The following is a 22,319-nucleotide window of genomic DNA, read 5'->3' on the forward strand; positions in this document are numbered from 1 at the left end:
CTCCGTCCCCGGAGCCGTCCGGTGATCCTGCTGCTGTCCACCTCGGACACCGACCTCCTGTCGGCCCGGTCCTCGGGCGCGGACTACCGCCTCGCCAACCCGAACCGGGTCACCCACGACGAGCTGGCGGCGATGGCCGATGCCGCCGACGTCGTGGTCGTCCGCGTGCTCGGCGGCTACCGCTACTTCGAGGAGGGGCTGGACCTGCTGCGGGCCCGCGCGACGCCGCTGGTCTGCCTGGGCGGCGAGATGGCCCCCGACGCGGAGATGATGGAGCTGTCCTCGGTGCCCGCCGGCGTCGCGGCGCAGGCCCACACCTACCTCGCGCAGGGTGGCACCGAGAACCTGGCGCAGCTGCACGCGTTCCTGTCCGACACCGTGCTGCTGACCGGCGAGGGCTTCGCGCCGCCGGTGGAGCTGCCGGAGTGGGGCGAGCTCCCGCTTCCCGCGACGCGGTCCGACGGGCCAACGGTGGCGGTGCTGTTCTACCGCGCCCAGTTCCTCGCCGGGAACACCCGCTACATCGAGGCGCTCTGCGAGCAGATCGCCGCGCAGGGGGCCCGCGCGCTGCCGATCTGGTGCGCGTCGCTGCGCCAGGCCCCGGCCGCGCTGCTGGAGCGGCTGCGCGAGGCCGACGCCATGGTCGTCACCGTGCTCGCCGCGGGCGGGACCAAGCCCGCCGGCGCCCAGGCGGGCGGCGAGGACGAGGAGTGGGACGTCACCGAGCTGGCCGCGCTGGACGTCCCCATCCTGCAGGGACTGTGCCTGACCAGCTCCCGCGCCACCTGGGAGGCCAACGACGACGGGATGTCCCCGCTCGACGTCGCCACCCAGGTCGCGGTGCCGGAGTTCGACGGCCGGCTGATCACCGTCCCGTTCTCGTTCAAGGAGACCGACGCCGACGGCCTGTCGGTGTACGTCCCCGACGACGAGCGGGCCGCCCGGGTCGCCGGGATCGCGGTGAAGCACGCTACGCTGCGCCGGGTCCCGAACGCGGACAAGAAGATCGTGCTGATGCTGTCGGCGTACCCGACCAAGCACGCGCGGATCGGCAACGCGGTCGGGCTGGACACCCCGGCGTCGACGGTGGCGCTGCTGCGCACCATGGCCGCGGCCGGCTACGCGGTGGCGACCGAGGGGGAGGCCGCGTTCCCCGGCGTCGAGTCCGGTGACGGCGACGCCCTCATGCACGCCCTGATCGAGGCGGGCGGGCAGGACCCGGACTGGCTGACCGAGGAGAAGCTGGCCGGGAACCCGGTCCGGATCTCCGCCGAGATCTACCGGCGGTGGTTCGACACGCTGCCGGCCGACTTCCGCGACGGCGTGGTCGAGCACTGGGGCGAGGCGCCGGGCGAGCACTACGTCGACCGGTCGCAGAACCCGGACGGCGACATCGTCGTCGCGGCGCTGCGGCGCGGGAACGTCACGCTGATCGTGCAGCCGCCGCGCGGGTTCGGGGAGAACCCGGTCGCGATCTACCACGACCCGGACCTGCCGCCGTCGCACCACTACCTCGCGGCCTACCGCTGGCTCGCCGCCCCGGCCGCCGACGGCGGCTTCGGCGCGCACGCGATCGTGCACATCGGCAAGCACGGCAACCTGGAGTGGCTGCCCGGCAAGACGCTGGGCATGTCGGCCTCCTGCGGCACCGACGCCGTGCTCGGCGACCTCCCGCTGGTGTACCCGTTCCTGGTCAACGACCCGGGGGAGGGCACCCAGGCCAAGCGCCGGGCGCACGCCACCCTGGTCGACCACCTCATCCCGCCGATGGCGCGCGCCGAGTCCTACGGCGACATCGCCCGGCTGGAGCAGCTGCTCGACGAGCACGCCAACATCTCCGCGCTGGACCCGGCGAAGCTGCCCGCGATCCGCCAGCAGATCTGGACGCTGATGACCGCGGCCCAGATGCACCAGGACCTGGGCCTGGAGCAGCGTCCCGACGAGGACGTCTTCGACGACATGCTGATGCACGTCGACGGCTGGCTCTGCGAGATCAAGGACGTCCAGATCCGCGACGGCCTGCACGTGCTCGCCCAGGCCCCGGCCGGGGAGCAGCGCGTCGACCTGGTGCTCGCGGTGCTGCGCGCCCGGCAGATGTGGGGCGGCGAGCAGTCCGTCCCGGGCCTGCGCCAGGCGCTCGGCCTGACCGAGGACGGCTCGGAGTCGAACGCCCGCACCGACGCCGTCGAGACCGTCGCCCGCGCCCTGTGCGCCGCGATGGAATCCCGTTCCTGGGCCCCGGACGCCGTCGACGCCGTGCTCGCCGAGCACCTCGGCACCCCTCCCGGCCCGCACGAGCGGGCCGTTCGTACGGAAGGTTCGGACGAGGGGCCCGCTCGTGCGACGGCGACGGCGGCGGCGGCGGGGCTCCCGGGGGCCGACGTCGACGCGGTGCGGGCGGTGCTGCGGTTCGCGGCCGAGGAGGTCGTGCCGCGCCTCGACGCCACCGCGCACGAGCTGGACCGGGTGCTGCACGCCCTGGACGGCGGGTTCATCCCGGCCGGCCCGTCGGGCTCGCCGCTGCGCGGGCTGGTCAACGTGCTCCCGACCGGGCGGAACTTCTACTCCGTCGACCCCAAGGCGGTCCCGTCGAAGCTGGCCTGGGAGACCGGGCAGGCGATGGCCGAGTCGCTGGTCGAGCGCTACCGGGCCGACCACGGCGAGTACCCGCGCAGCGTCGGCCTGTCGGTGTGGGGGACCAGCGCCATGCGGACCTCCGGCGACGACGTCGCCGAGGTGTTCGCCCTGCTCGGCGTCCGCCCGGTGTGGGACGACGCGAGCCGTCGCGTGCGCAGCCTGGAGGTGATCGACCTCGACGAGCTCGGCCGGCCGCGGGTCGACGTCACGGTCCGGATCTCCGGGTTCTTCCGCGACGCGTTCCCGCACGTCCTGGCCCTGCTCGACGACGCGGTGAAGCTGGTCGCCGAGCTCGAGGAGACCCCCGAGCAGAACTACGTCCGCGCCCACGTCGACGCCGACCGGGCGCGCACCGGCGACGACCGCCGCGCCCGCACCCGGATCTTCGGCTCGAAGCCGGGCACCTACGGCGCCGGGCTGCTGCAGCTGGTCGACTCCCGTGACTGGCGTGGCGACGCCGACCTCGCCGAGGTCTACTCGACCTGGGGCGGCTACGCCTACGGCCGCGGCCTCGACGGGGTCCCGGCGCGCGACGACATGGAGACCGCCTACCGGCGGATCGCGGTCGCGGCGAAGAACATCGACACCCGCGAGCACGACATCGCCGACTCCGACGACTACTACCAGTACCACGGCGGCATGGTCGCCACGGTGCGCGCGCTGACCGGCGCCGCGCCGGCCGCCTACGTCGGGGACTCCACCCGCCCCGAGGCCGTCCGCACCCGCAGCCTGCACGAGGAGACCGCCCGGGTGTTCCGCGCCCGGGTGGTCAACCCGCGCTGGATCGCCGCGATGCGCCGGCACGGCTACAAGGGCGCCTTCGAGATGGCCGCGACCGTCGACTACCTGTTCGGCTGGGACGCCACCACCGGCGTCATCGCGGACTGGCAGTACGAGACGCTCACCGCCGAGTACGTGCTGGACCCGGACAACCGCAAGTTCCTCGCCGAGTCCAACCCGTGGGCGCTGCACGGCATGGCCGAGCGGCTGCTCGAGGCCGTCGACCGCGGCCTGTGGGAGAGCCCGGAGAAGGCGACGCTCGACGCGTTGCGCCAGGCCTACCTGGAGTCCGAGGGCGACATCGAGGGCGAGGGCTGAGCCGCCGGGGCGCCACGACCCGCTCCTCGGCGGGTCGTGGCCCCCGGTCCTCGGCGGGTGGCGCCACGCACGGGCCCGGGCGTCCTGCTCCCGGCCGCGCCACCTGCTCACCGTGCTCGACACCTGGCGCGGCGACGTGGGCACCACCCCCGGCGCCGGTTCGACCGAGCGGGCGCCGGCCTCGATCCGGGCGACGGCGATCGTCGTGCCCGCCGGGAAGGACCTCCACCTCCCGCCCGAGGACGAGGCCCGGGCGGTCTCGCACGGGCGAGCGGGCACCGAGCTGCGCGTGATCCCCGGGGTGTCGGGGGCACGTCGCCGGCGGCGGGCGGAACCCGGTCGACACTGCCGTCGTCGACGGGGCCGTCGCCGAGCTCCTCGCCCGGCCGTCCGGTATCCGAGCCCGGCCGTCCGGGATCCGACGCCCGACCCTGCGGTTTCCGAGCCCGGCCGTCCGGGACCCGACGCCCGACCGTGCGGGACCCGACGCCCGGGATCCGTGCCCCGCCGCCCTGGACCGGTCCCGGCTCAGGGCGGTGGCACCCGCGTCCGCGACGCCGTCAGCGCCCCGGCGACGGCGGGCACGGCGACCACGACCAGCAGCACCGGCAGCGCGACGGCCGGTGACACCAGGGCCACCAGCAGCGCCCCGCCCAGACCGACGAACGCCGCCGTCGCGAGCTGGTCGAGCAGCTGTGCCGCCGAGGAGTGCGAGCCGACGTCGCGGGCGTCGGAGTGGGCGAGGGTCAGGAAGGCGATCGCGGAGAACGCCACGCCCATCCCGAGCCCAGACACGCCCCAGAACCCGATCGCGAGCCACCCCGGCAGCACCCCGGCGGCGACGGGGACGAGCGCGACCTGACCGGCGGCGATCGTCGCGAACCCGGCGCGCAGCATCACCGACCGGTCGGCGTCGGGACGGCGGGCCTGCCAGGCGGCGGCCGCCGACCAGCCCAGCGACGCGACGATCAACGGCGTCCCGGCGGCGGTCAGCGACCAGCCGTGCGTCGCGGTGAGCACCAGCGGCAGGAACGACACCACGGGGAAGAACGCCCCGGCGACCAGCCCACGGGCCGCGACGACGGCGGCGATGCCCGGGCGCGCGGTGACCGTGCCGCGGGGCAGGAGCCGTCGCAGCGACGGCACCAGCACCGCCACGGCGACGACGGCGGCCGTCGCGCCGCGGGCGTCGAGGGTCTGCAGCGCCCAGCTGAGCCCCGCGATGCCGATCGCCGCGCCCAGCGCCGCCGGCACCTGCCCCGCCCCGTGCCCACCCGCGACCGGCTCCGGCGGTGGCCGCAGCGCGCGCACCACCGGGGCGACGAGCACCAGGGCCGTCCCCACCACCGGCAGCAGGCCCAGGAACACCCAGTGCCACGACAGACGGTCGGTGACCAACCCGGCCAGCGGCGGCCCGACGAGCGCGGGCAGCACCCACGCCGAGGAGATCAGACCGAACACCGCCGGACGCGCCCGCGTGGGGTACACCTCGGCGACGAGCACGTACACCGCGACACCCTGCGCCCCGGCGCCGAGCCCCTGCAGGACCCGACCGGCGAGGAGCCCGCCCATCGTCGTCGCGAACCCGGCGACGAGCAGGCCCGCCCCGAACAGCACCGGCGCGACGACGAGCGGGACCCGCGGGCCCCGTACGTCGCACCAGCGACCGGCCGGCGACGGTGCCGAACACCGCGGCGGCGAGGAACAGCACGAACGGCCAGGCGTAGAGGGCGACCCCGCCCAGGTCGGCGACGACGGCGGGCATCGCCGTCCCCACGCCCATCGCCTCGAAGGCGGTCAGGCTGATCAGCAGCAGGATCCCGACGGTGGTCGGCGCGCGCCCGTGGGACCAGACCCCCGTCCCGTCCGACCGCGCCTCGACCACGGCGCCACCCTGCTCCCTCAACCCCGCTGCAGGTCAAGTCGATTCAGTGATCACCTCTCGTGATCGACAGACACGCTCCGTGTTTGCGGCTCACGCGATCGGGTATCCCGCGCCATGACCGACATCACAACGATCGTCCTCGTCGCCGTGGTGGTGATCGTCGTCGTCGTACTCGCCGTGGTCGCCGCGACGATGCTCCGCCGCCGTCGTTCGGCGCAGCTGCGCGACCAGTTCGGGCCCGAGTACGAGCGCACCGTGCGCCGCGCGGACGACCCCCGCGACGCGGAGAAGGAGCTCGCGCAGCGCCGCTCTCGGCACGATGCGCTGACCTTGCGTTCCCTCGGTCCGCAGGAGCGGGACGACTACCGCCGCCGGTGGCAGCAGGTGCAGGAGGGGTTCGTCGACGACCCGTCCCGGGCGGTGCACGACGCCGACGCGCTCGTCGCCGACGTGATGGCGGCCCGCGGGTATCCCACCGAGGACGTCGACCGGCGCGAGGAGGACCTCTCCGTCGCCTACCCGGTCGTCACGCAGCGCTACCGGGAAGCACGCGCGATCTCCCGGGAACACTCCGCCGGTCGGGCCGGGACCGAGGACCTCCGGCACGCGGTGACGAGCTACCGGGCGTTGATCGGCGCCCTGCTCGACGACGGCGACGGCACCGGTTCCGGCGGCCGTCCCGAGCACGACGGCCGCCACCGCCAGGGCGGACCGGACCAGGACACCCGACGGGAGACCACGGCATGAGCGAGCACCAGGGCAGCAGCAAGGCGGCCCGGCTGGCCGACTCGATCAAGGACGCGTTCACCGGCCGCAGCGAGGACGAACGTGACGCCGGCTGGGAGCGCCGGGAGGCGGCGGCCACGGCCGAGCAGGACGCGGGGGTCCCCGGTCGCGGGCACGACCCGGACACCCCGCCGCTGGCGGGCTCCGGAGCCGGTCCGGGAGACGCCCCCGGGGGTCGGCTGGCCGAGGACCGCGTGGCCGGCGGGGCCCCGCGGGCCGCCGCGGCACCCACCGCCGACCCGCGGGGTGACGCACCGGGCGGTGACCTGCCCGCAGCCGATCCCCGCGGTGGCGATCCCCGCGGTGGCGATCCCCGCGGTGGCGATCCCCGCGGCGGCGATCCCCGCGGAGCCGATCCCCGCGGGGCCGATCCGCTCGGCGCGGATCCGCACGCGGCCGCGCCGCACGCCGGGCAGCCCCGGGACCCCGGCGCGCGGGGTGCGGACCCGCGCGGCGGCGACCCGCTGACGGCCGACCCCCGGGACGGGCACCTGTCCGGCGGCGACCCCCGGGGCGGCTCGGGATCCGACCCGCGCGGACCCGGCACCGCACCCGGCGACCCCGGTGCGGCGGGTGGTCCCGGCCGGGGACCTGCCGCCGGGGGCGGGGTCCCGGCCGGTGGCGGGATCGGGACCGGCGCACCGGGTGCGGCCGCGCCGCCGCCCGGCGCCGCGACCGGGGCCCCCGGTGCAGCGGGGGGCGCGTCCGGACCCGTGGGCGGAGCAGCCGGAACCGCGGGCGACACCGGTCCTGTCGCCGTCGCGGGCGGAACCGCGGCCGGTGCGGCCGCCGCGGCGACCACCCGTGGCGCACCCGGTCGGGAGGAGGCGACGCCCGGCCCGGCCGGTGGTCGGCACCACGACGCGACACCGGGGCGCGACCACGGCGACCTGCGCGACCCCGGTGGGCCGGCCGGCGGCGCCGCCCCGGGGGCCGGTGCCGGTCCGGCCGCGGCCGACCCGGCGGCCGGCGGCTCGTCGCTGATCCCGGCCGACCGCGCCCGCGAGTACCAGGACCGCTGGTCGATGCTGAAGGGCGAGTTCGTCGACGAGCCCCGCCGCGCCGTCCACGGGGCGAACGCGCTGGTGGGGGAGATCCTCGACGAGATGGAGTCGCTGTTCCGCCGCCAGCGCGACGACCTGGAGGCCCAGTTCTCCCGCGACGACGCCTCGACCGAGGACCTGCGCCAGGCGCTCACCCGCTACCGGGAGTTCTTCGACCGCCTGCTCTCGCTCTAGTACCCCGGGCCCCACACCGCGCCGCACAGGTTCCTCCTCGCGCCGCACAGGGAGGAACCGGTGCGGCGCCCCGTGGACCGGTGCGGCGCCCCGTGGACCGGTGCGGCGCCCCGTGGACCTGTGCGGCGCACCGCGGACCCGTGCGGCGTCCGGCCGCGGGCCGCCCGGCCGGTCGCACGGCCGGGCCGGGCCGCCCGGCCGCAGCCTCCGGGTCGCTCAGCCCAGCGCGGGGACGATCGCCTCGACGAGGTGCGGGCCCGGCTCGGCCTGCGCCCGGCGCAGCGCGTCGAGCAGGCCCTCGGTGGTGGTGACCCGCTCGGCGGGCACCCCGAGCCCGGTGGCCAGCGCGGTGAAGTCCGGTGTCGGGTCGGACAGGTCCAGCATCCGTCCCGCCCGCCCCGAGTGGGCCGCCTCGCCGGCGCCGGTGCGGGCCAGCTCCACCCGCAGGATCGAGTACGCGGCGTTGTTGATCAGCACGACGGTGACGTCGAGCCGCTCCCGGGCCATCGTCCACAGCGCCTGGACGGTGTAGAGGGCGCTGCCGTCGGCCTGCACCGCCACCACCGGACGGTCCGGGGCGGCGACGGAGGCGCCGACCGCGGCGGGCAGGCCCATCCCGATCGCACCACCGGTCAGCGCGAGCTGCGTGTGCCGCGCCGCGGTCTGCAGCGACGTGCCCAGCGCCGCGGCCGCCGTCAGCGCCTCGTCCACCACGATCGCGTCCTCCGGCAACGTCGCGGCGACCGCCGCGCACAGGCCGCGGACGTCGAGCGGTCCCGGCGCGGGCTCCGGCGCCTCGTGCGGGGCGGGCACCGCGGCGGTGTCGCCGGCGACGGCGTCGGCCAGCGCCTCCAGCGCGGCCGTCGCGTCCGACGACGGGTCGGCCAGCCCGACCACGGCCGTGCCGTCGGGCACCAGGTCCCCGGGCACACCCGGGTAGCCGAAGAACGAGACCGGCGACCGCGTCCCGGCCAGCACCAGCGACGACGTGCCCGCCAGCTGCTCGATCGCCTGCTCGGCGAAGTAGGCGAGCTTGTCGATGCGGGTCCGCCCGGCGCCGGTCTCCCAGCACCGCGGGAAGGTCTCCACCAGCAGCCGTGTCCCGGTCGCGGCGCCGATGCGCCCGGCGGCCTCGACCCCGGCCGCGCTCAGCGCGGGCCCGCCCAGCAGCAGCGTCGCACCGGGGGCGCGCACGGCGTCCGCGGCCGCGGCGACCCGCGACGGGGCCGGCGGGAACGGCGTCGCGACCGGCAGCGGCGGGGCGAGCTCGGCCCCCTCGGACCAGGACACGTCGGCGGGCAGCACCAGCGTCGCGACCTGCCCGCCGCGCTCACCGGTCGCGGCGACGGCGCGCATCGCGTCGGCGGCGACGTCGCGGACGTCGCCGCTGGTGTGCACCCACCCGGACACCGTCCGCGCCACCGCGGTGATGTCGGACTCCAGCGGGGCGTCGAACCGGACGTGGTCGGTCGCGTGCCCGCCGACCACGCACAGCAGGGGCGTCCCGGCACGGCGGGCGTTGTGCAGGTTCGCCATCCCGTTGCCCAGCCCCGGTCCCAGGTGCAGCAGCACCGCCGCGGGCCTCCCGGCGATCCGCGCGTAGGCGTCGGCGGCGCCGGTCGCGACGCCCTCGAACAGGGCCAGCACCCCGCGCATCTCCGGCACCGCGTCGAGCGCCTGCACGAAGTGCATCTCCGAGGTACCCGGGTTCATGAAGCACACGTCGACACCGGCCGCGGTGAGCGAGCCGACCAGCGCCTCGGCGCCCCTCACGACCGGATCCCGATCTGCACAGTCCACATGCCACGAGTCCACACGATGTGACGTGTGCCCGCACGACCCGGTTCGAGTTGCGGCCCGCAGCGCCAGGACGCGGAATGAGTGACTGTGAGCGACGACCGCACCGCGCCCGAGGCGTACACCCCCGATCCGCGGCGCTGGCGGGCGCTGTCGGTCTGCCTGGTCGCCGGGTTCATGAGCCTGCTCGACGTGAGCATCGTCAACGTCGCGCTGCCCGCCATGCAGACCGGCCTGCGCGCCTCGGCCGCGCAGCTGTCCTGGATCGTGTCCGGCTACGCGCTGACGTTCGGTCTGGTCCTCGTGGCCTCCGGGCGCCTGGGCGACGACCGCGGCCGCCGTCGCATGTTCGTCACCGGCCTCGCGTTGTTCACCCTCACCAGCGCGGTCGCCGGGTTCGCACCGAGCGCGGAGGTGCTGGTCGCGGTCCGGCTGGTGCAGGGCGTCGCGGCCGGGCTGCTGTCCCCGCAGGTCGTCGGCTTCATCCAGGACCTGTTCCGCGGCCCGGAGCGGGGCTCGGCGTTCGGGATGTTCGGCGCCGTGGTCGGGATCTCCACCGCGGTGGGCCCACTGCTCGGCGGGCTGCTGCTGGCCTGGGCCGGCGACGCCGACGGCTGGCGCTGGGTCTTCTTCGTCAACATCCCGATCGGTGTCGTGGCGCTGGTCGCGGCGTTCCGCCTGCTGTCGGCCGACGCCGTCACCACGGGGGAGCGGCGCCCGCTGGACGTGGTCGGTTCGGTGCTGCTCGGCGTCGCCGTCGTCGCGCTGATGCTGCCGCTGGTGCTGGCCGAGCGGGACCCGGCGTCGGCACCGTGGTGGCTGGTCGCGGTGGCGGTCGCGGTGCTGGCGGTGTTCGTGGTGTGGGAGCGGCGGGCCAAGCGCGTGCACGGCCACCCGCTGATCGACTTCGCGCTGCTGCGGACCCGCGGCTACGCCGTCGGCGCCGCGCTCGGCACCGTCTACTTCGCCGGGTTCACCTCGATCTTCTTCGTGCTCACGCTGTACCTGCAGAACGGCCTGGGCTACACGCCACTGCAGACCGGCCTGACCATGACCTCGTTCGCCCTCGGCTCGGCGGTGACCTCCGCGCTGAGCGGGCGCCTGGTGGCGCGCTTCGGACAGCCGATGATCGTCGTGGGGCTGGCCACGGTGATGGTCGGGCTGGGTGTCACCGCACTCGTCCTCGCGGCGACCGCGCACAGCCCGTGGACCGGGCTCGCGATCGCCGGGCCGCTGCTGCTCGCCGGCGCGGGCGGCGGCCTGGTGATCGCCCCGAACCAGACCCTGGCCCTGTCGCAGATCCCGCACACCTCCGGCGGCACGGCGGGCGCGGTGCTGCAGACCGGGCAGCGGATCGGGACCGCGGTCGGCCTGTCCGCGGTCGGCGCGGTGTTCTTCGGGAGGCTGACCGCGTCCGGCGGCGACTGGGCGGACGCCATCTCGCACGGCCTGCTGATCACCGTCGGGCTGGTGGCGCTGGCCCTGGTGCTCGGTGTCGGCGACCTCGTCGCGGCCCGGCGTGCCCGGGAGCCGGGCACGCCGGTGACCACCACCGGCGGACGGTAGCGGTCAGGTCCGCGCGACGACGGCGGCGTCGTCGCGCAGTCCCGACCGCAGCGTCTCGGTCATCAGCCAGGAGCAGACCATCGACACCAGCGCGATCCCGACCACGTAGCCGGCGACGGCGTAGAGGGACCCGGTCAACGCGACGAGCGCGGTGCACAGCAGCGGTGCCAGTCCGCCCAGGATCGACGCGATCTGGTACGCCAGCGACGCGCCCGAGTACCGCATCCTGGTGGTGAACTGCTCGGCGAAGAACGCCGACTGCGGCCCGTACACCGCCGAGCGCGCCACCTGCACGATCAGCCCGCCCAGCAGGAACAGCCAGATGCTGCCGGTCGAGACCAGCCAGAAGTAGGGCACCGCGAACACCGCCAGCAGTGCCATCCCGCCGACGAACATCGGGCGCCGCCCGATCCGGTCCGACAACAACCCGAACGCCAGGATCAGCGGGATGTCCGACAGCGACAGCACCGAGTTCGCGGCGAGGATCGTGGTCCGGTCGTAGGACAGCTGCTGCGTGGCGTAGGTGACCAGCCAGACCGAGGAGACGTAGAACGTCGAGTTGGTCGCCAGGAACGACCCGGCCGCGAGCAGAATCTCCCGCGGGTAGGTGCGCAGCGCCTCCAGCACCGGCATCCGGTTCGCGGACTTCTCGTCCATCGCCTGCTGGAACACCGGCGACTCGTGGACGCCCAGCCGGATCCACATGCCGACCGCGATCAGCGCGATGCTGGCGAGGAAGGGCACCCGCCAGCCCCAGGCCAGGAACTGCTCGTCGGTGAGCGTCGCGGACAGGACCGCGAACGTCGCCGTCCCCAGCACCAGCCCGAGCGGGACGCCGACCTGCGGCCAGCTGCCGTAGAACCCGCGCCGGTGCGCCGGGGCGTGCTCGACGGCCATCAGCGCCGCCCCGCCCCACTCGCCGCCGACGCCGAACCCCTGCAGGAACCGCAGTGTCACCAGCAGGACCGGTGCCCACACCCCGAGGGTGTCGTAGCCGGGCAGCAGACCCATCCCGACGGTCGCGGCGCCCATCAGCAGCAGCGAGTACACGAGCATCGGCTTGCGGCCGACCCGGTCGCCGAAGTGCGCGAACACCGCCCCGCCCAGCGGGCGGGCGATGAAGCCGACGGCGAACGCGCCGAACGCGGACAGCGTCCCGGTGACGGGATCGACCGAGGGGAAGAAGACCTGGTTGAACACCAGGGCCGCGGCCGTGCCGAAGATGAAGAAGTCGTACCACTCGATGGTGGTGCCGACCAGGCTGGCGGTGGCGACCTTGCGGGACGACCGGAGCGTGGGTCCCGGCGACGCCGGCGGGACGGTGGGTGACATGCGTCACGACGCTAGGGCGCCGACCGATTCGTGTCGAGACGTACCGATGATCCTGTCGGATCCTGTCGGATCCTGTCGGATCCGGTCGTGATCATGTCGACCGGTGCTCAGTCGGGCCGGTGCCGCCCGGCCAGCACCCCGGCGACGAGCACCACGACCAGCCCGGCGAGCGGGACGACCAGCAGCCCGACCCGCAGCGACGTCGCGTCGGCGACCAGCCCGACCACCGGCGGCGAGACGAGGAACCCCACCCGCATCAGCCAGGTGACGATCGTCAGCCCGGTGCCCGGCGCCAGCCCCGGCAGGTGGTCGGCGGCGGTCATCGCGGCCGGGACGAGGGTCGCCACCCCGAACCCGGCGACGCCGAACCCGGCGACGGTGCCCGGCACCGACGGGAACGCGAGCGCGAGCCCCGCCCCGGCCAGCACCAGCCCGCCACCGGCGCGTGCGACGGCCCGCTGCCCGAACCGGTCGACCATCCGGTCGCTGACCAGCCGCCCGACGAACTGGCAGCCCTGCAGCGCGACGAAGCCGAGCCCGGCGACCGCCGCCCCCGCCCCGAGGCCCTGCAGGTACACCGCGGCCCAGGTGGCGCCGGAGTCCTCGACCAGCGTGCCGGAGATCGCGACCAGCCCGAACACGGCGAGCAGCGCCACGGTGCGGGGCGCGAGACCGCTCCACGGCCTGCGCGGCGGGGCCCCGGCGACCCCGTCGTCGGCCGGGCGGTCGTCGCCGTCGGCGCCGCGCAGCAGCAGCGGGTACACCGCGACCGCGATGATCACCGAGAGCAGCGACGACAGACCCAGGTGCACCGGCAGTGCCAGCCCGGCCCCGGCGGCGGCCGCGCCCATCAGCCCACCCACGACCGCGCCGACCGACCAGAGCGCGTGGAAGCCGTTGAGGATCGACCGCCCGTAGCGGCGCTGCACCCGCAGCCCGTGCGCGTTCTGTGCCACGTCGACGACCGCGTCCGACGCCCCGACCAGCAGCATCGCGGTGGCGAACAGTGCCCAGGACGGCGCGAACGCCACCAGCACGACGCCGAGCGCGATCACCGCCATCCCGAACGAGGCGACCTTCGCCGAGGTGAACCGGGCGATGAGCGGCCCGGCGGTCAACCCGGCCAGCAGCGCCGCGAACGGCATCGCGGCCACCGCCAGCCCGAGCTGGGTGTTGGACAGACCCAGGTCGGCCTTGATCTGCGGGAAGCGGGGCAGCAGGTTCGCGTACACCAGGCCGTTGGTGAGGAACACCAGGGCCACCGCCGCCCGGGCCCGTCGTTCCGTCCGGCCCGCCCCTACCGCCACCACCGGCCCATCATGCGGGAGCGGGCGGGCGCCCGCGGGCCGCGGGGTCGGGAGTGGCGTCCCGGCAGGCGCGGCACCGCCCGTCCGCCGGCGCGGCCGGGATCACCCTCGCAGCGAGTTGAGCTTCTCCGCGGTGCGCAGTGCCCCGGACACGCCCTTGTAGGCGCTGTTGCGGGCGCTGTCGCGGACGTTGCGCAGCTGCGCGCGCCGCTCGCGACCCGCGCTGCTCCACGCCAGCAGCGACCGGCCCCACGAGTCCTTCGCGAGCTCCTTCGCCCCGGCCTCGCGGGCCAGCAGCGCCCAGCGGTCGCCGAAGTCGTCCAGCCCGTCGCGGTAGGCGAACACCGCGGGCCGGACGTAGGCCATGCCCGGGTGCTGGCGGGTCATCCGCGGCGCGTAGTCGGCGATGACCTTGTCCAGGCACTCGAACCGGCGCTGGCGGTTGGAGCTGATCGAGCCGGTCCGCATCAGCCGCATGTCGAGCAGCCAGCGACGGGTGCCCCACATCAGCGGGTAGTTCGAGCCGGCGGCGATCCGCAGCCACATCTCGAAGTCGACCGCGGAGGGCAGCGAGCAGTCGAAGCCACCGACCTGGTCGAAGCAGGCCCGGCGGATCATCAGCGAGCTGCCGTTGTGCGGCGGGTTGTTCTCGACGAGCTGCTTGTCGATGTCGACCTTGCCCGTCGGCTGCCAGCGCAGCGCCACGACCTGGCCGGACTCCAGCATCACGCGGGTGTGGCAGTACGCCATGCCGACCCCGGGCGGGGCGGTGTGCATGGTCTCGAGCATGTGCGCCAGGAAGTCGGGGTGCCAGCGGTCGTCGCCGTCGAGGAAGGCCACGAACGGAGCCTCGCTGTCGGCCAGCGCCCGGTTGCGCGCGGCGCCGGACCCACCGTTCTCGACCTGGATCAGCCGGACCCGCGGGTCGCGCTCGGCGCGCGAGCGGACGACGGCGGCGGTGTCGTCGGTCGACCCGTCGTCCACGACCAGGTACTCGAACCGCGACTCGGTCTGCGCGAGCACCGAGTCGATGGCCTCACCGATCCACGGACCGACGTTGTAGGCCGGCGTGATCACGGTGACCAGGACGTGGGGGTTCCGCACGATCGGCACAGTCGGAGCTCCTTCCGGGGCGCGCCCGTCTTCGACGCCGTCGTCCCCGCATTCACCGTAGGGGGTGACGCAGAGCGTTCGGCACGCCCTCGAACGGGGCTCGTGCTGCGGGCATTCCTCGCGAATGGCAACGAGCGCGGACACCGTTGGTGACGTCGCTGTGGCGTACGGGGTTGCCTCGCCCCCGGATCCCGCGGTCCGGGGCCGGTGCGCCGGGTGGTGGGACAGGGTCGCTATCGTCCGGAGAATGTCGTTCGACGCACGGGTGATGCTGTCCCGACGGCTCCGGTTCCTGCCGCACCGCGCCTTCGCGATGGCCCATCACGCGCTGTTCCAGGGCGAGCTGACGACGTTCCGGCGGCCACGGACGTGGTCCCAGCTGCTCGCGAAGAAGAACCTCGACGACCAGCCGGAGCTGGTGCACGTCACCGCGGACAAGTACACCGCGCGCGAGCACGTGGCCGAGCGCATCGGTGCCGAGCACCTCATCCCGCTGATCCAGGTGGTCGAACGCGCCGAGGACCTGGACCTGGACGCCCCCGCGGGCCCCTACGTCGTCAAGGGCACCCACGGCTGCGACATGACGATCCTGGTGCGCCACCCGGCCGCCGCCGACCACGCGAAGATCCGGTCGACGGTCGCCCGCTGGCTGCGCACCGACTTCTTCACCCACGGCTGGCGGGAGCGTCCCTACGAGGGCCTCACCCCGCGCGTCGTGGTCGAGGAGATGATCGGCGACGGCACCAAGCCGCCCGCCGACTACAAGTTCTTCGTCTTCCACGGCGAGCCCGCGATGGTGGTCATCGACCAGGACCGGTTCGTCGCCCACACCTCGACGATGCTGCACCCGGACTGGGTCCCGTTCCGGATCTCCGGACGCTTCTCCCAGGCCGACGCCCTGCCGGAGAAGCCCGCGTCCTACGAGCGGATGCTGGAGATCGCCCGCGCGCTGGGCAAGGACTTCACCTTCGCCCGCGTCGACCTCTACGACGTGGACGGCCACGTCTACTTCGGCGAGATCACGCACAACCCGGGCGGCGGGCTCGTCCGGCTGCGTCCGCGCGCCTTCGACCGGGCCCTGGGCAACCTGTGGCGCAACGGGACGCCGATCCCGGAGAAGTTCATCCGGCGCTCCTGACCGGCCCTCGGGCCCACCCGGCTCTCGGCCGACCCCGGCACGCGGCTCCACCGGGGCGCACACGCATCGCTCGTGCATCCGGCTGCCTGTGTGTCCGGCGGCCCCGTGCGTCCCGCGGCCTCGTGCATCCTGGCGGCCTCGTCCATCCGGCGGCCTCGTGCATCGCGTCCGCCGCCCTGTGCGTCCGCCGCCCTGTGCGTCCGGTGGCCCTGTGGGTCCGGCGGCCCTGTGCATCCGGCGGGCCCGTTCACTCACCGGGCCCTCGCGCGCCCCGGCTCTGCGCGGCCCTCGCCGCCGCACACCGTCCGCCGTGCCGAGGCCCGACGACCCCGCCCCCGTTACCTTCTTGATCAAGCCCGCTGAGGGCTTGCAGGCCGCCGGCCGCGGTATGACTGACTGCCCCTGTCGCCCGATGATCTGGGGGGTGTTGTCGCCGTGGCCGGAGGGCGCCAACGACCGCTGATAGAGACCTGACCCGTGTGGTCTGCTCGTAACGTGGCTGCCGGCGCGGGTGCTCGTGGTCGGCCTGCCGCGACGAGAAGGGAGCGGCGGTTGCCCGATCCTGACCAGCACCCGACCGGGTTCGCGGTGTTCTGCGGCCTGGACGTGGGCAAGTCCGAACACCACGCCTGCGCGGTCGACACCAACGGGAAGCGGGTGCACGACAAGGCCCTGCCCAACGACGAATCGGCGCTGCGCACCGTGCTGTCCGGGCTGGCCGAGCACGGCGCGGTGCTGATGGTCATCGACCAGCCCGCCTCGATCGGAGCGCTGGCCATCGCCGTCGCTCGTGATCTGGGGATCACGGTGGCCTACCTGCCCGGGCTGGCGATGCGCCGCATCGCCGACCTGCATCCCGGGCAGGCCAAGACCGACGCCCGCGACGCCCACGTGATCGCCGAGGCCGCCCGGACGATGCCGCACACCCTGCGCCGGGTCGGCACCGACGACGAGACCCTCGCCGAACTCACTGTGCTCGCCGGTTACGACGATGACCTGGCTGGGCAGAGCACCCGGCTGACGAACCGGCTGCGCGACGCCCTGCTGCATGTTCATCCCGCCCTGGAACGCCTGCTCGGGCCACGCCTGGACCGCGGTGGCGTGCTCGACCTGCTCGCGGCCGCGCCCACCCCGCAAGCCCTGCGAGAGCTCGGCGCTGACGGGATCGCCGAGACGATGCGGGCCCGGTCGCCTCGACTGGCCCGCACCCTTCCCGCCCAGATCCTGACCTCGCTCGACGCCCAGAGCCTGACCGTTCCCGGCACGGCCGCGTTCGCCCGTGTCATCACCGGCGTCGCCGGGCAGCTGCGCCAGGTCCACACCGAACGCGACCAGCTCGCCGACGAGCTCGAAGCCCGCCTGGAGGCCCACCCTCTTGGACCGGTCCTGACCTCGATGCCCGGACTCGGGGTCAGGACCGCCATCAAGATCCTCACCATCGTCGGCGACGGCTCCGGGTTCCCCACCGCCGGGCACCTCGCCGCTTACGCCGGCCTCGCCCCAGTCACCCGCCGCTCCGGCACCTCGATCAAAGGCGAAACCCGATCCCAGCGCGGCAACCACGCCCTGAAATCCGCGCTGTTCCTGTCCGCATTCGCCGCCCTGGCCGACCCCGCCAGCCGCGCCTACTACGACCGCAAACGAGCCGCCGGCAAACGACACAACGCCGCCCTGATCTGCCTCGCCCGACGCCGCACCGACGTCATCTACGCCATGCTCCGCGACCGCCGCCCCTACAACCCGCCCACGGTCAACAACCCCGATCCAGAACTCGCCGCCGCTTGACGAACCCATAGAGACACCCCCCGCAGCCGGGAGCGGCACCCCACACACCGGGTCGCCGCACGTCGCCGCGGGTCCACACCCCTCGCCCGCGCCCACACCCGTCGCAACGGGTGTGGCCGCCCGCGAAGGGGTGTGGCGACGGCGCGCAGCCGGCCCCGGCCCCGGGGCGGCGCGGTGACCGTCGTCGAGGCGCCACCGGGGCCGAACCGTGCACACATCCCGCGACGACGGCGCCCGCCGCCGATCGATCAGTACCCGAGCGCTGTCGACGCCTGGTCGGACAGCACTCAGGTACTGATCGACAGGGTTGTCGCGGTCAGTCGCGGACGCGGGGGAACTCGTGGGTCCGGTCGTGCGGACCCCCGAGGGGTCGGGGGTCGTGCGGACCCCCGAGGGGGCGGGTGTCGTCGTCCCGGTCGAGCGGGTCCGTGTCGCCGGGGCCGGCGTCGCCGGGCGGGTGCGGGGGGACCGGCCGGCGCAGCCAGCGCACCACCGAGGGGGCGAACACGATGGCGAGGACCAGCTCGCCCGCGAGCCACATCCAGCCGACGGCGTCCACCCCGAGCGTGGGCGCGAGCAGCGGGATCCCACCCAGCACGATCGCGCAGTGCACCAGCTGCTGCACGGCCAGCGGGAAGGTGCGGTTCGCCAGCCGGGACTTCGTCATCCACATCGTCACGACGACGCGCGGGAACATCGACACCATCAGCAGCTGCAGCAGGGTCGTGGAGTTCTCCACGTACTGCGGACCGTAGAACCACAGCAGTAGCGGGGCGGCCAGCGCGATGATCAGCGAGGCGGGCCACACCAGCAGGCAGATCCGGCGCAGTACCGCGCGGGCGAACACGTGCGCGTGATCCGGGTTGCGGGAGCCCTCCACGACCAGCGCCGAGGTGATCGCCATGGAGAGCATGCTCATCGCGAGGAAGACGGTCTGGGCGGGCAGCAGGTAGGCGCTGGCCGCCTGGCTGATCGTCATCACGACCAGCACCGGCAGGAACGACGACATGGCCTGGTTGAACACCTGGCCCAGGTAGTCGCCGCCCATGTAGCGGGCCAGCGTGGCGCGGTCCGGGGCGCCCGCGTCGTCACGGTCCGCGGTCTCCGCGGTGTGCCGGGGCAGCAACCGTCGGGAGATGAGCAGGGTGAACGGCACCAGTAGTGCGATGACCGGCGCGCTCCACGAGGTGAACACGCCGTCGGACACCGAGGTGAACGCGACGACCACGAGCAGCCCGAGCTTGACGACGCCGTAGACGCCGTTCTCCAGCACCACCCACATCGCCGAGCGCAGCCCGGTGAGGACCTGGTCCTGCAGGTTGAAGATCGACCACGCGGCGGTGGACACGACGAACCACGCGGCGAAACCGGGGGAGACGTGCAGCGGGTCGCCCGGGGCGTAGGCGAGGTGGCAGTAGGTCATGACCGCCGCCGAGCCGACGACGGCCATCGCGGCGCTGATCCCGTACGCGAGCCGCACCAGCGAGCGTGAGTCGCGCCCGGCCGTCGGGAGGAAACGGATGAGGGCCTGGCCGAAGTTGAGCGAGGTCAGGACCGAGATCAGCATCATCAGGTTGACCATGGCGTTGCCACGGCCGACCTCCTCGGTGCTGAACACCCGTGCGGCGAACACCCAGTAGAGCAACCCGAAGCCGGAGTTGACGACGGTGTTGAGCATCAGGGCGTAGGCGTTGCGGTACAGCGGGTTGCCCATCTCGCGGCGGACCGAGCGGACCCGCCCGGCGACCAGCTCGCCGACGCTCATCGCGCACACCGCCGGTCGACGGCGCGCGAGGACCCGCTGAGTTCAGCCACACCTCCACGCTAACCAGGTGTCGACCGCCCGGGTGTCCGGGGGAGGGCCTGCGCACGCGGAGCGACCGCCCAGGACGGACACCGTGGACATACACGCCCGGTCGCGGTCTGCAACCCCTGCGCTACGGTGCATCCATCTTGGTGACGTCATGAACCGAAGGGGGTCCGCGTGCGTATCGCCTGCGCGGGAGGGGGGCCGGCCGGCCTCTACCTGGCCGTCCTCGCCACGCTCCGATCCGGTGGACGCGACGAGGTCGTCGTGTACGAACGCAACGAGGCGGGACGGACCCACGGGTTCGCCGTCACCTACGGCGAGGACATGCTCGACGACGCGTTCCGCAACGACCCCGAGGGCGGGGAGGCCCTGCGTCGCGCGTCGCGGCTGTGGAACGCCCAGGAGATCCGGGTGGGCGACCACCGCCCGGTCCACGTCGGCGGCAAGTACGGCTACGCGATCGCCCGGGTCGACCTGCTCGACGTGCTGGCCCGCCGGGCCGAGCAGCTGGGCGTGAAGATCGAGTACGGCTCCCCGGTCGAGCGCGACGCCCTCGACGCCGACCTCGTCGTCGCCGCCGACGGCGTCGGCAGCCGGATCCGCACGGCGCGCGCGGAGCACTTCGGGACCACCGTCGAGGAGGGCACCAACCCCTACGTCTGGCTCGGCGCCGACAGCGACTCCGACACCTTCGTCTGGGACTTCCAGCCGACCGACGCGGGCTGGATGTGGATCCACCTGTACCCGTCGTCGAACGGGGTGAGCACCTGCATCGTCGAGTGCGAGCCCGACACCTGGCAGGGGCTGGGCCTCGACCACATGTCCGGGGCCCAGGCGGTCCGGCTCGTGGAGTCGGTCTTCCACCGCACGCTGGCCGGGCGCCGCCTCATCGAGCCGCTCGGCGGGCTGGGGGACAAGCCCTGGCTGCGTTTCCGCGAGGTCCGGAACCGGACCTGGCGCGACGGCGACCTGGTGCTGGCCGGCGACGCCGCACACACCACGCACTTCGGCATCGGCTCGGGCACCGTGCTGGCCATGCAGGACTCGATGGGCCTGGTCGACGCGCTCTACGGCGTCGCGGGCCGGTCCGCGCCGGCCGACCTGACCCGGCTCAACGGGCGCGGGGCCGCGCTGTCGGCCTACGACGCGCGCCGGCGCGCCCAGATCGGCCCGATCCAGGACGCCGCGCGGCGCAACATGCAGTGGTTCGAGCAGGCCGGGCGCCAGCTCGAGCAGGTGACCGACCCGGTCGACTTCGCCTGGTCGCTCACCGACCGCCGGGGCGACATGGGGCGCCTCCACCGCACCCTGCACCGGGCCACCCAGGTGCCCGCGCTGCGCCAGGTGCGGCGCGGTCTGACCACCGCCCGGCGCGTCCGGCGGTCGAACCTGCGCGGTCGGCAGGGCTGAGCCCCGGCGCCGAGCCGCTCGCCGACCGTGGGCGCACCGTCACCGCCGGTGGCCGGACCCCACGGTCGGACCCGGTGTCCGGCCGGGTCCACCGGATTCGTAGGGTCGTTGCGTCGCAGCTCGATTCCATCCGATGGAGGTCCGGTGTGAAGATCGTGGTCGTCGGTGGTGGACCGGCCGGTCTGTACTTCTCGATCCTCGCCCGGCTGCGGTCGGGTGGGCAGGACGAGATCGTCCTCGCGGAGCGCAACGCGCCCGGCACCGCCTCCGGCTTCGCGGTCACGCTCGGCGAGGACATCCTCGACGAGCTCTTCCGCACCGACCCCCTCGGCGCGGAGCGGGTGCGCGCCGCGGCGCACGTGTGGGACTCCCAGGTCGTGGAGGTCTCCGGGCGGCCGGTGCACCTCGGTGGCCGCTACGGCTACTCCATCGGCCGCGCGCGGCTGCTGGAGATCCTGGGCGAGCGGGCCCGCCAGGTCGGCGTGAAGCTCCTGTTCGACACGGCCGTCGCCGCGGACGGGGACACCGCGGGCGACCCGCTGACCGCGGGCGCGGACGTCGTCGTCGCCGCGGACGGGGTGGGGTCCGCGATCCGCGCGGCCCGGGCCGACGCGTTCGGCACCCGGGTCGAGCACGGCTCGAACCGCTACGTCTGGTTCGGCACGAGCAAGCCGTTCCGGCCGTTCACCTTCGCCTTCGAGAAGACCCACGCCGGCTGGATCTGGTTCCACGCCTACCCCGCCGCGGACTGCGTCAGCACCTGCATCGTGGAGTGCACGCCGGAGACCTGGAAGGGCCTCGGGCTCGACACCATGGCGCCGCAGGAGGCCATGCGGATGCTGGAGGGCGTCTTCGCGCGCTCCCTGGACGGGCACTCGCTCATCGCCCCGCCCGGCATGGGGTCCTCGCCGTGGCTCCAGTTCCGCGAGGTGCGGAACATGTCCTGGCGCGACGGTAACGTCGTCCTCGCCGGCGACGCGGCCCACACCACGCACTTCGCCATCGGGTCGGGCACCGTGCTCGCCGTCGCCGACTCGATCGCGCTGGCCGAGGAGCTGTACCCGCGCGGCACCCGCGGCACCGACGACGTCGAGGCCGCACTCGCCGGGTACGACGCCCGCCGGCGGACCGCGATGGCGCCGATCCAGCGGATGGCCCGGGCCAGCATGGAGTGGTTCGAGACGGTCCCCGAGAGCCTCGACGGCGCCGAGGACGCGCTCGCGTTCTCCTGGTCGCTGCTCGACCGCCGGCACGACCAGGGCCGGCTCAACGAGCGTCTGCACCGCGCGACGCAGGTCGAGCCGGTCCGTCAGGTCCGCCGCAGGCTGACCGCGGCCCGCCGGGTCCGGCGGGCCCTGGCCCGCGGGGAGATCACCCCCCGCGAGGCCCTGCACCGCTGAGCCGCCCCCGGCGGGGC

Annotated in this window: 14 protein-coding genes; 8 read left to right on the forward strand and 6 right to left on the reverse strand. The window is 74.5% G+C overall.

The features are described from left to right. Positions 1-21 precede the first annotated feature (21 nt). Positions 22-3,735, forward strand: a complete 3,714-nt coding sequence (cobN, locus tag KPF47_RS03155) for a cobaltochelatase subunit CobN (protein ID WP_224386671.1) — start codon at positions 22-24, stop codon at positions 3,733-3,735. Positions 3,736-4,263: 528 nt separating this feature from the next. Here cobN and KPF47_RS03165 read toward each other — a convergent pair. Beyond that, positions 4,264-5,352 (reverse strand): MFS transporter, encoded by a 1,089-nt coding sequence (locus tag KPF47_RS03165; protein ID WP_224386673.1) that lies wholly within the window; start codon positions 5,350-5,352, stop codon positions 4,264-4,266. A gap of 382 nt (positions 5,353-5,734) precedes the next feature. On the opposite strand from KPF47_RS03165, the gene KPF47_RS03170 reads away from it, so the two are divergent. Both KPF47_RS03170 and KPF47_RS03175 read left to right on the forward strand, forming a co-directional pair. Next, complete coding sequence (locus KPF47_RS03170; protein WP_224386675.1) at positions 5,735-6,367, forward strand: hypothetical protein; 633 nt, start codon at positions 5,735-5,737, stop codon at positions 6,365-6,367. Beyond that, positions 6,364-7,644 (forward strand): hypothetical protein, encoded by a 1,281-nt coding sequence (locus KPF47_RS03175; protein WP_224386677.1) that lies wholly within the window; start codon positions 6,364-6,366, stop codon positions 7,642-7,644. Before KPF47_RS03170 ends, KPF47_RS03175 begins: the two co-directional genes overlap by 4 nt. Before the next feature lie 216 nt (positions 7,645-7,860). Here KPF47_RS03175 and KPF47_RS03180 read toward each other — a convergent pair whose 3' ends face one another. Further along, positions 7,861-9,417 (reverse strand): acetolactate synthase large subunit, encoded by a 1,557-nt coding sequence (locus KPF47_RS03180; RefSeq protein ID WP_224386679.1) that lies wholly within the window; start codon positions 9,415-9,417, stop codon positions 7,861-7,863. Positions 9,418-9,531: 114 nt separating this feature from the next. On the opposite strand from KPF47_RS03180, the gene KPF47_RS03185 reads away from it, so the two are divergent. Next, positions 9,532-11,007 carry an MFS transporter gene (locus KPF47_RS03185; protein ID WP_224386681.1) on the forward strand — a complete coding sequence of 492 codons (1,476 nt, stop codon included), beginning with the start codon at positions 9,532-9,534 and terminating at the stop codon, positions 11,005-11,007. 3 nt (positions 11,008-11,010) lie between these two features. Here KPF47_RS03185 and KPF47_RS03190 read toward each other — a convergent pair whose 3' ends face one another. From KPF47_RS03190 to KPF47_RS03200, 3 genes are all read right to left on the reverse strand, one after another. Then, complete coding sequence (locus KPF47_RS03190; protein ID WP_224386683.1) at positions 11,011-12,339, reverse strand: MFS transporter; 1,329 nt, start codon at positions 12,337-12,339, stop codon at positions 11,011-11,013. Between the two features lie 107 nt (positions 12,340-12,446). Further along, complete coding sequence (locus tag KPF47_RS03195) at positions 12,447-13,649, reverse strand: MFS transporter (RefSeq protein ID WP_224386684.1); 1,203 nt, start codon at positions 13,647-13,649, stop codon at positions 12,447-12,449. Positions 13,650-13,748: 99 nt separating this feature from the next. Further along, positions 13,749-14,759, reverse strand: coding sequence for a glycosyltransferase family A protein (locus KPF47_RS03200; protein ID WP_224386686.1), 1,011 nt, complete (start codon positions 14,757-14,759; stop codon positions 13,749-13,751). A 247-nt stretch (positions 14,760-15,006) separates the two neighbouring features. On the opposite strand from KPF47_RS03200, the gene KPF47_RS03205 reads away from it, so the two are divergent. Next, positions 15,007-15,897 (forward strand): ATP-grasp fold amidoligase family protein, encoded by an 891-nt coding sequence (locus KPF47_RS03205; protein WP_224386688.1) that lies wholly within the window; start codon positions 15,007-15,009, stop codon positions 15,895-15,897. 552 nt (positions 15,898-16,449) lie between these two features. Further along, positions 16,450-17,682: an IS110 family transposase gene (locus tag KPF47_RS03210; RefSeq protein WP_224386690.1), complete on the forward strand. Its 1,233-nt coding sequence runs from the start codon at positions 16,450-16,452 to the stop codon at positions 17,680-17,682. 316 nt (positions 17,683-17,998) lie between these two features. Here KPF47_RS03210 and KPF47_RS03215 read toward each other — a convergent pair whose 3' ends face one another. Continuing rightward, a complete protein-coding gene (locus KPF47_RS03215; RefSeq protein ID WP_224386692.1) occupies positions 17,999-19,447 on the reverse strand; it encodes a lipopolysaccharide biosynthesis protein in 1,449 nt (482 codons plus the stop codon). Positions 19,448-19,666: 219 nt separating this feature from the next. Between KPF47_RS03215 and KPF47_RS03220 the strand changes: the two genes are divergently transcribed. Continuing rightward, positions 19,667-20,902 (forward strand): FAD-dependent monooxygenase, encoded by a 1,236-nt coding sequence (locus tag KPF47_RS03220; protein WP_224386694.1) that lies wholly within the window; start codon positions 19,667-19,669, stop codon positions 20,900-20,902. Positions 20,903-21,048: 146 nt separating this feature from the next. Beyond that, entirely contained in the window at positions 21,049-22,302 is a 1,254-nt protein-coding gene (locus KPF47_RS03225) for an FAD-dependent monooxygenase (RefSeq protein ID WP_224386696.1), read from the forward strand. Positions 22,303-22,319: the final 17 nt, after the last annotated feature.

Source organism: Pseudonocardia sp. ICBG1293, from assembly GCF_020131355.1.
In the GTDB taxonomy this organism is placed as follows: Bacteria; Actinomycetota; Actinomycetes; order Mycobacteriales; family Pseudonocardiaceae; genus Pseudonocardia.

Excerpts from the sequence above, each read along its gene's own strand:
- KPF47_RS03170 (WP_224386675.1), top strand. The coding sequence starts at position 5,735 with ATGACCGACATCACAACGATCGTCCTCGTCGCCGTGGTGGTGATCGTC.
- KPF47_RS03175 (WP_224386677.1), top strand. The coding sequence starts at position 6,364 with ATGAGCGAGCACCAGGGCAGCAGCAAGGCGGCCCGGCTGGCCGACTCG.
- KPF47_RS03190 (WP_224386683.1), bottom strand. The coding sequence starts at position 12,339 with ATGTCACCCACCGTCCCGCCGGCGTCGCCGGGACCCACGCTCCGGTCG.
- KPF47_RS03205 (WP_224386688.1), top strand. The coding sequence starts at position 15,007 with ATGTCGTTCGACGCACGGGTGATGCTGTCCCGACGGCTCCGGTTCCTG.
- KPF47_RS03215 (WP_224386692.1), bottom strand. The coding sequence starts at position 19,447 with ATGAGCGTCGGCGAGCTGGTCGCCGGGCGGGTCCGCTCGGTCCGCCGC.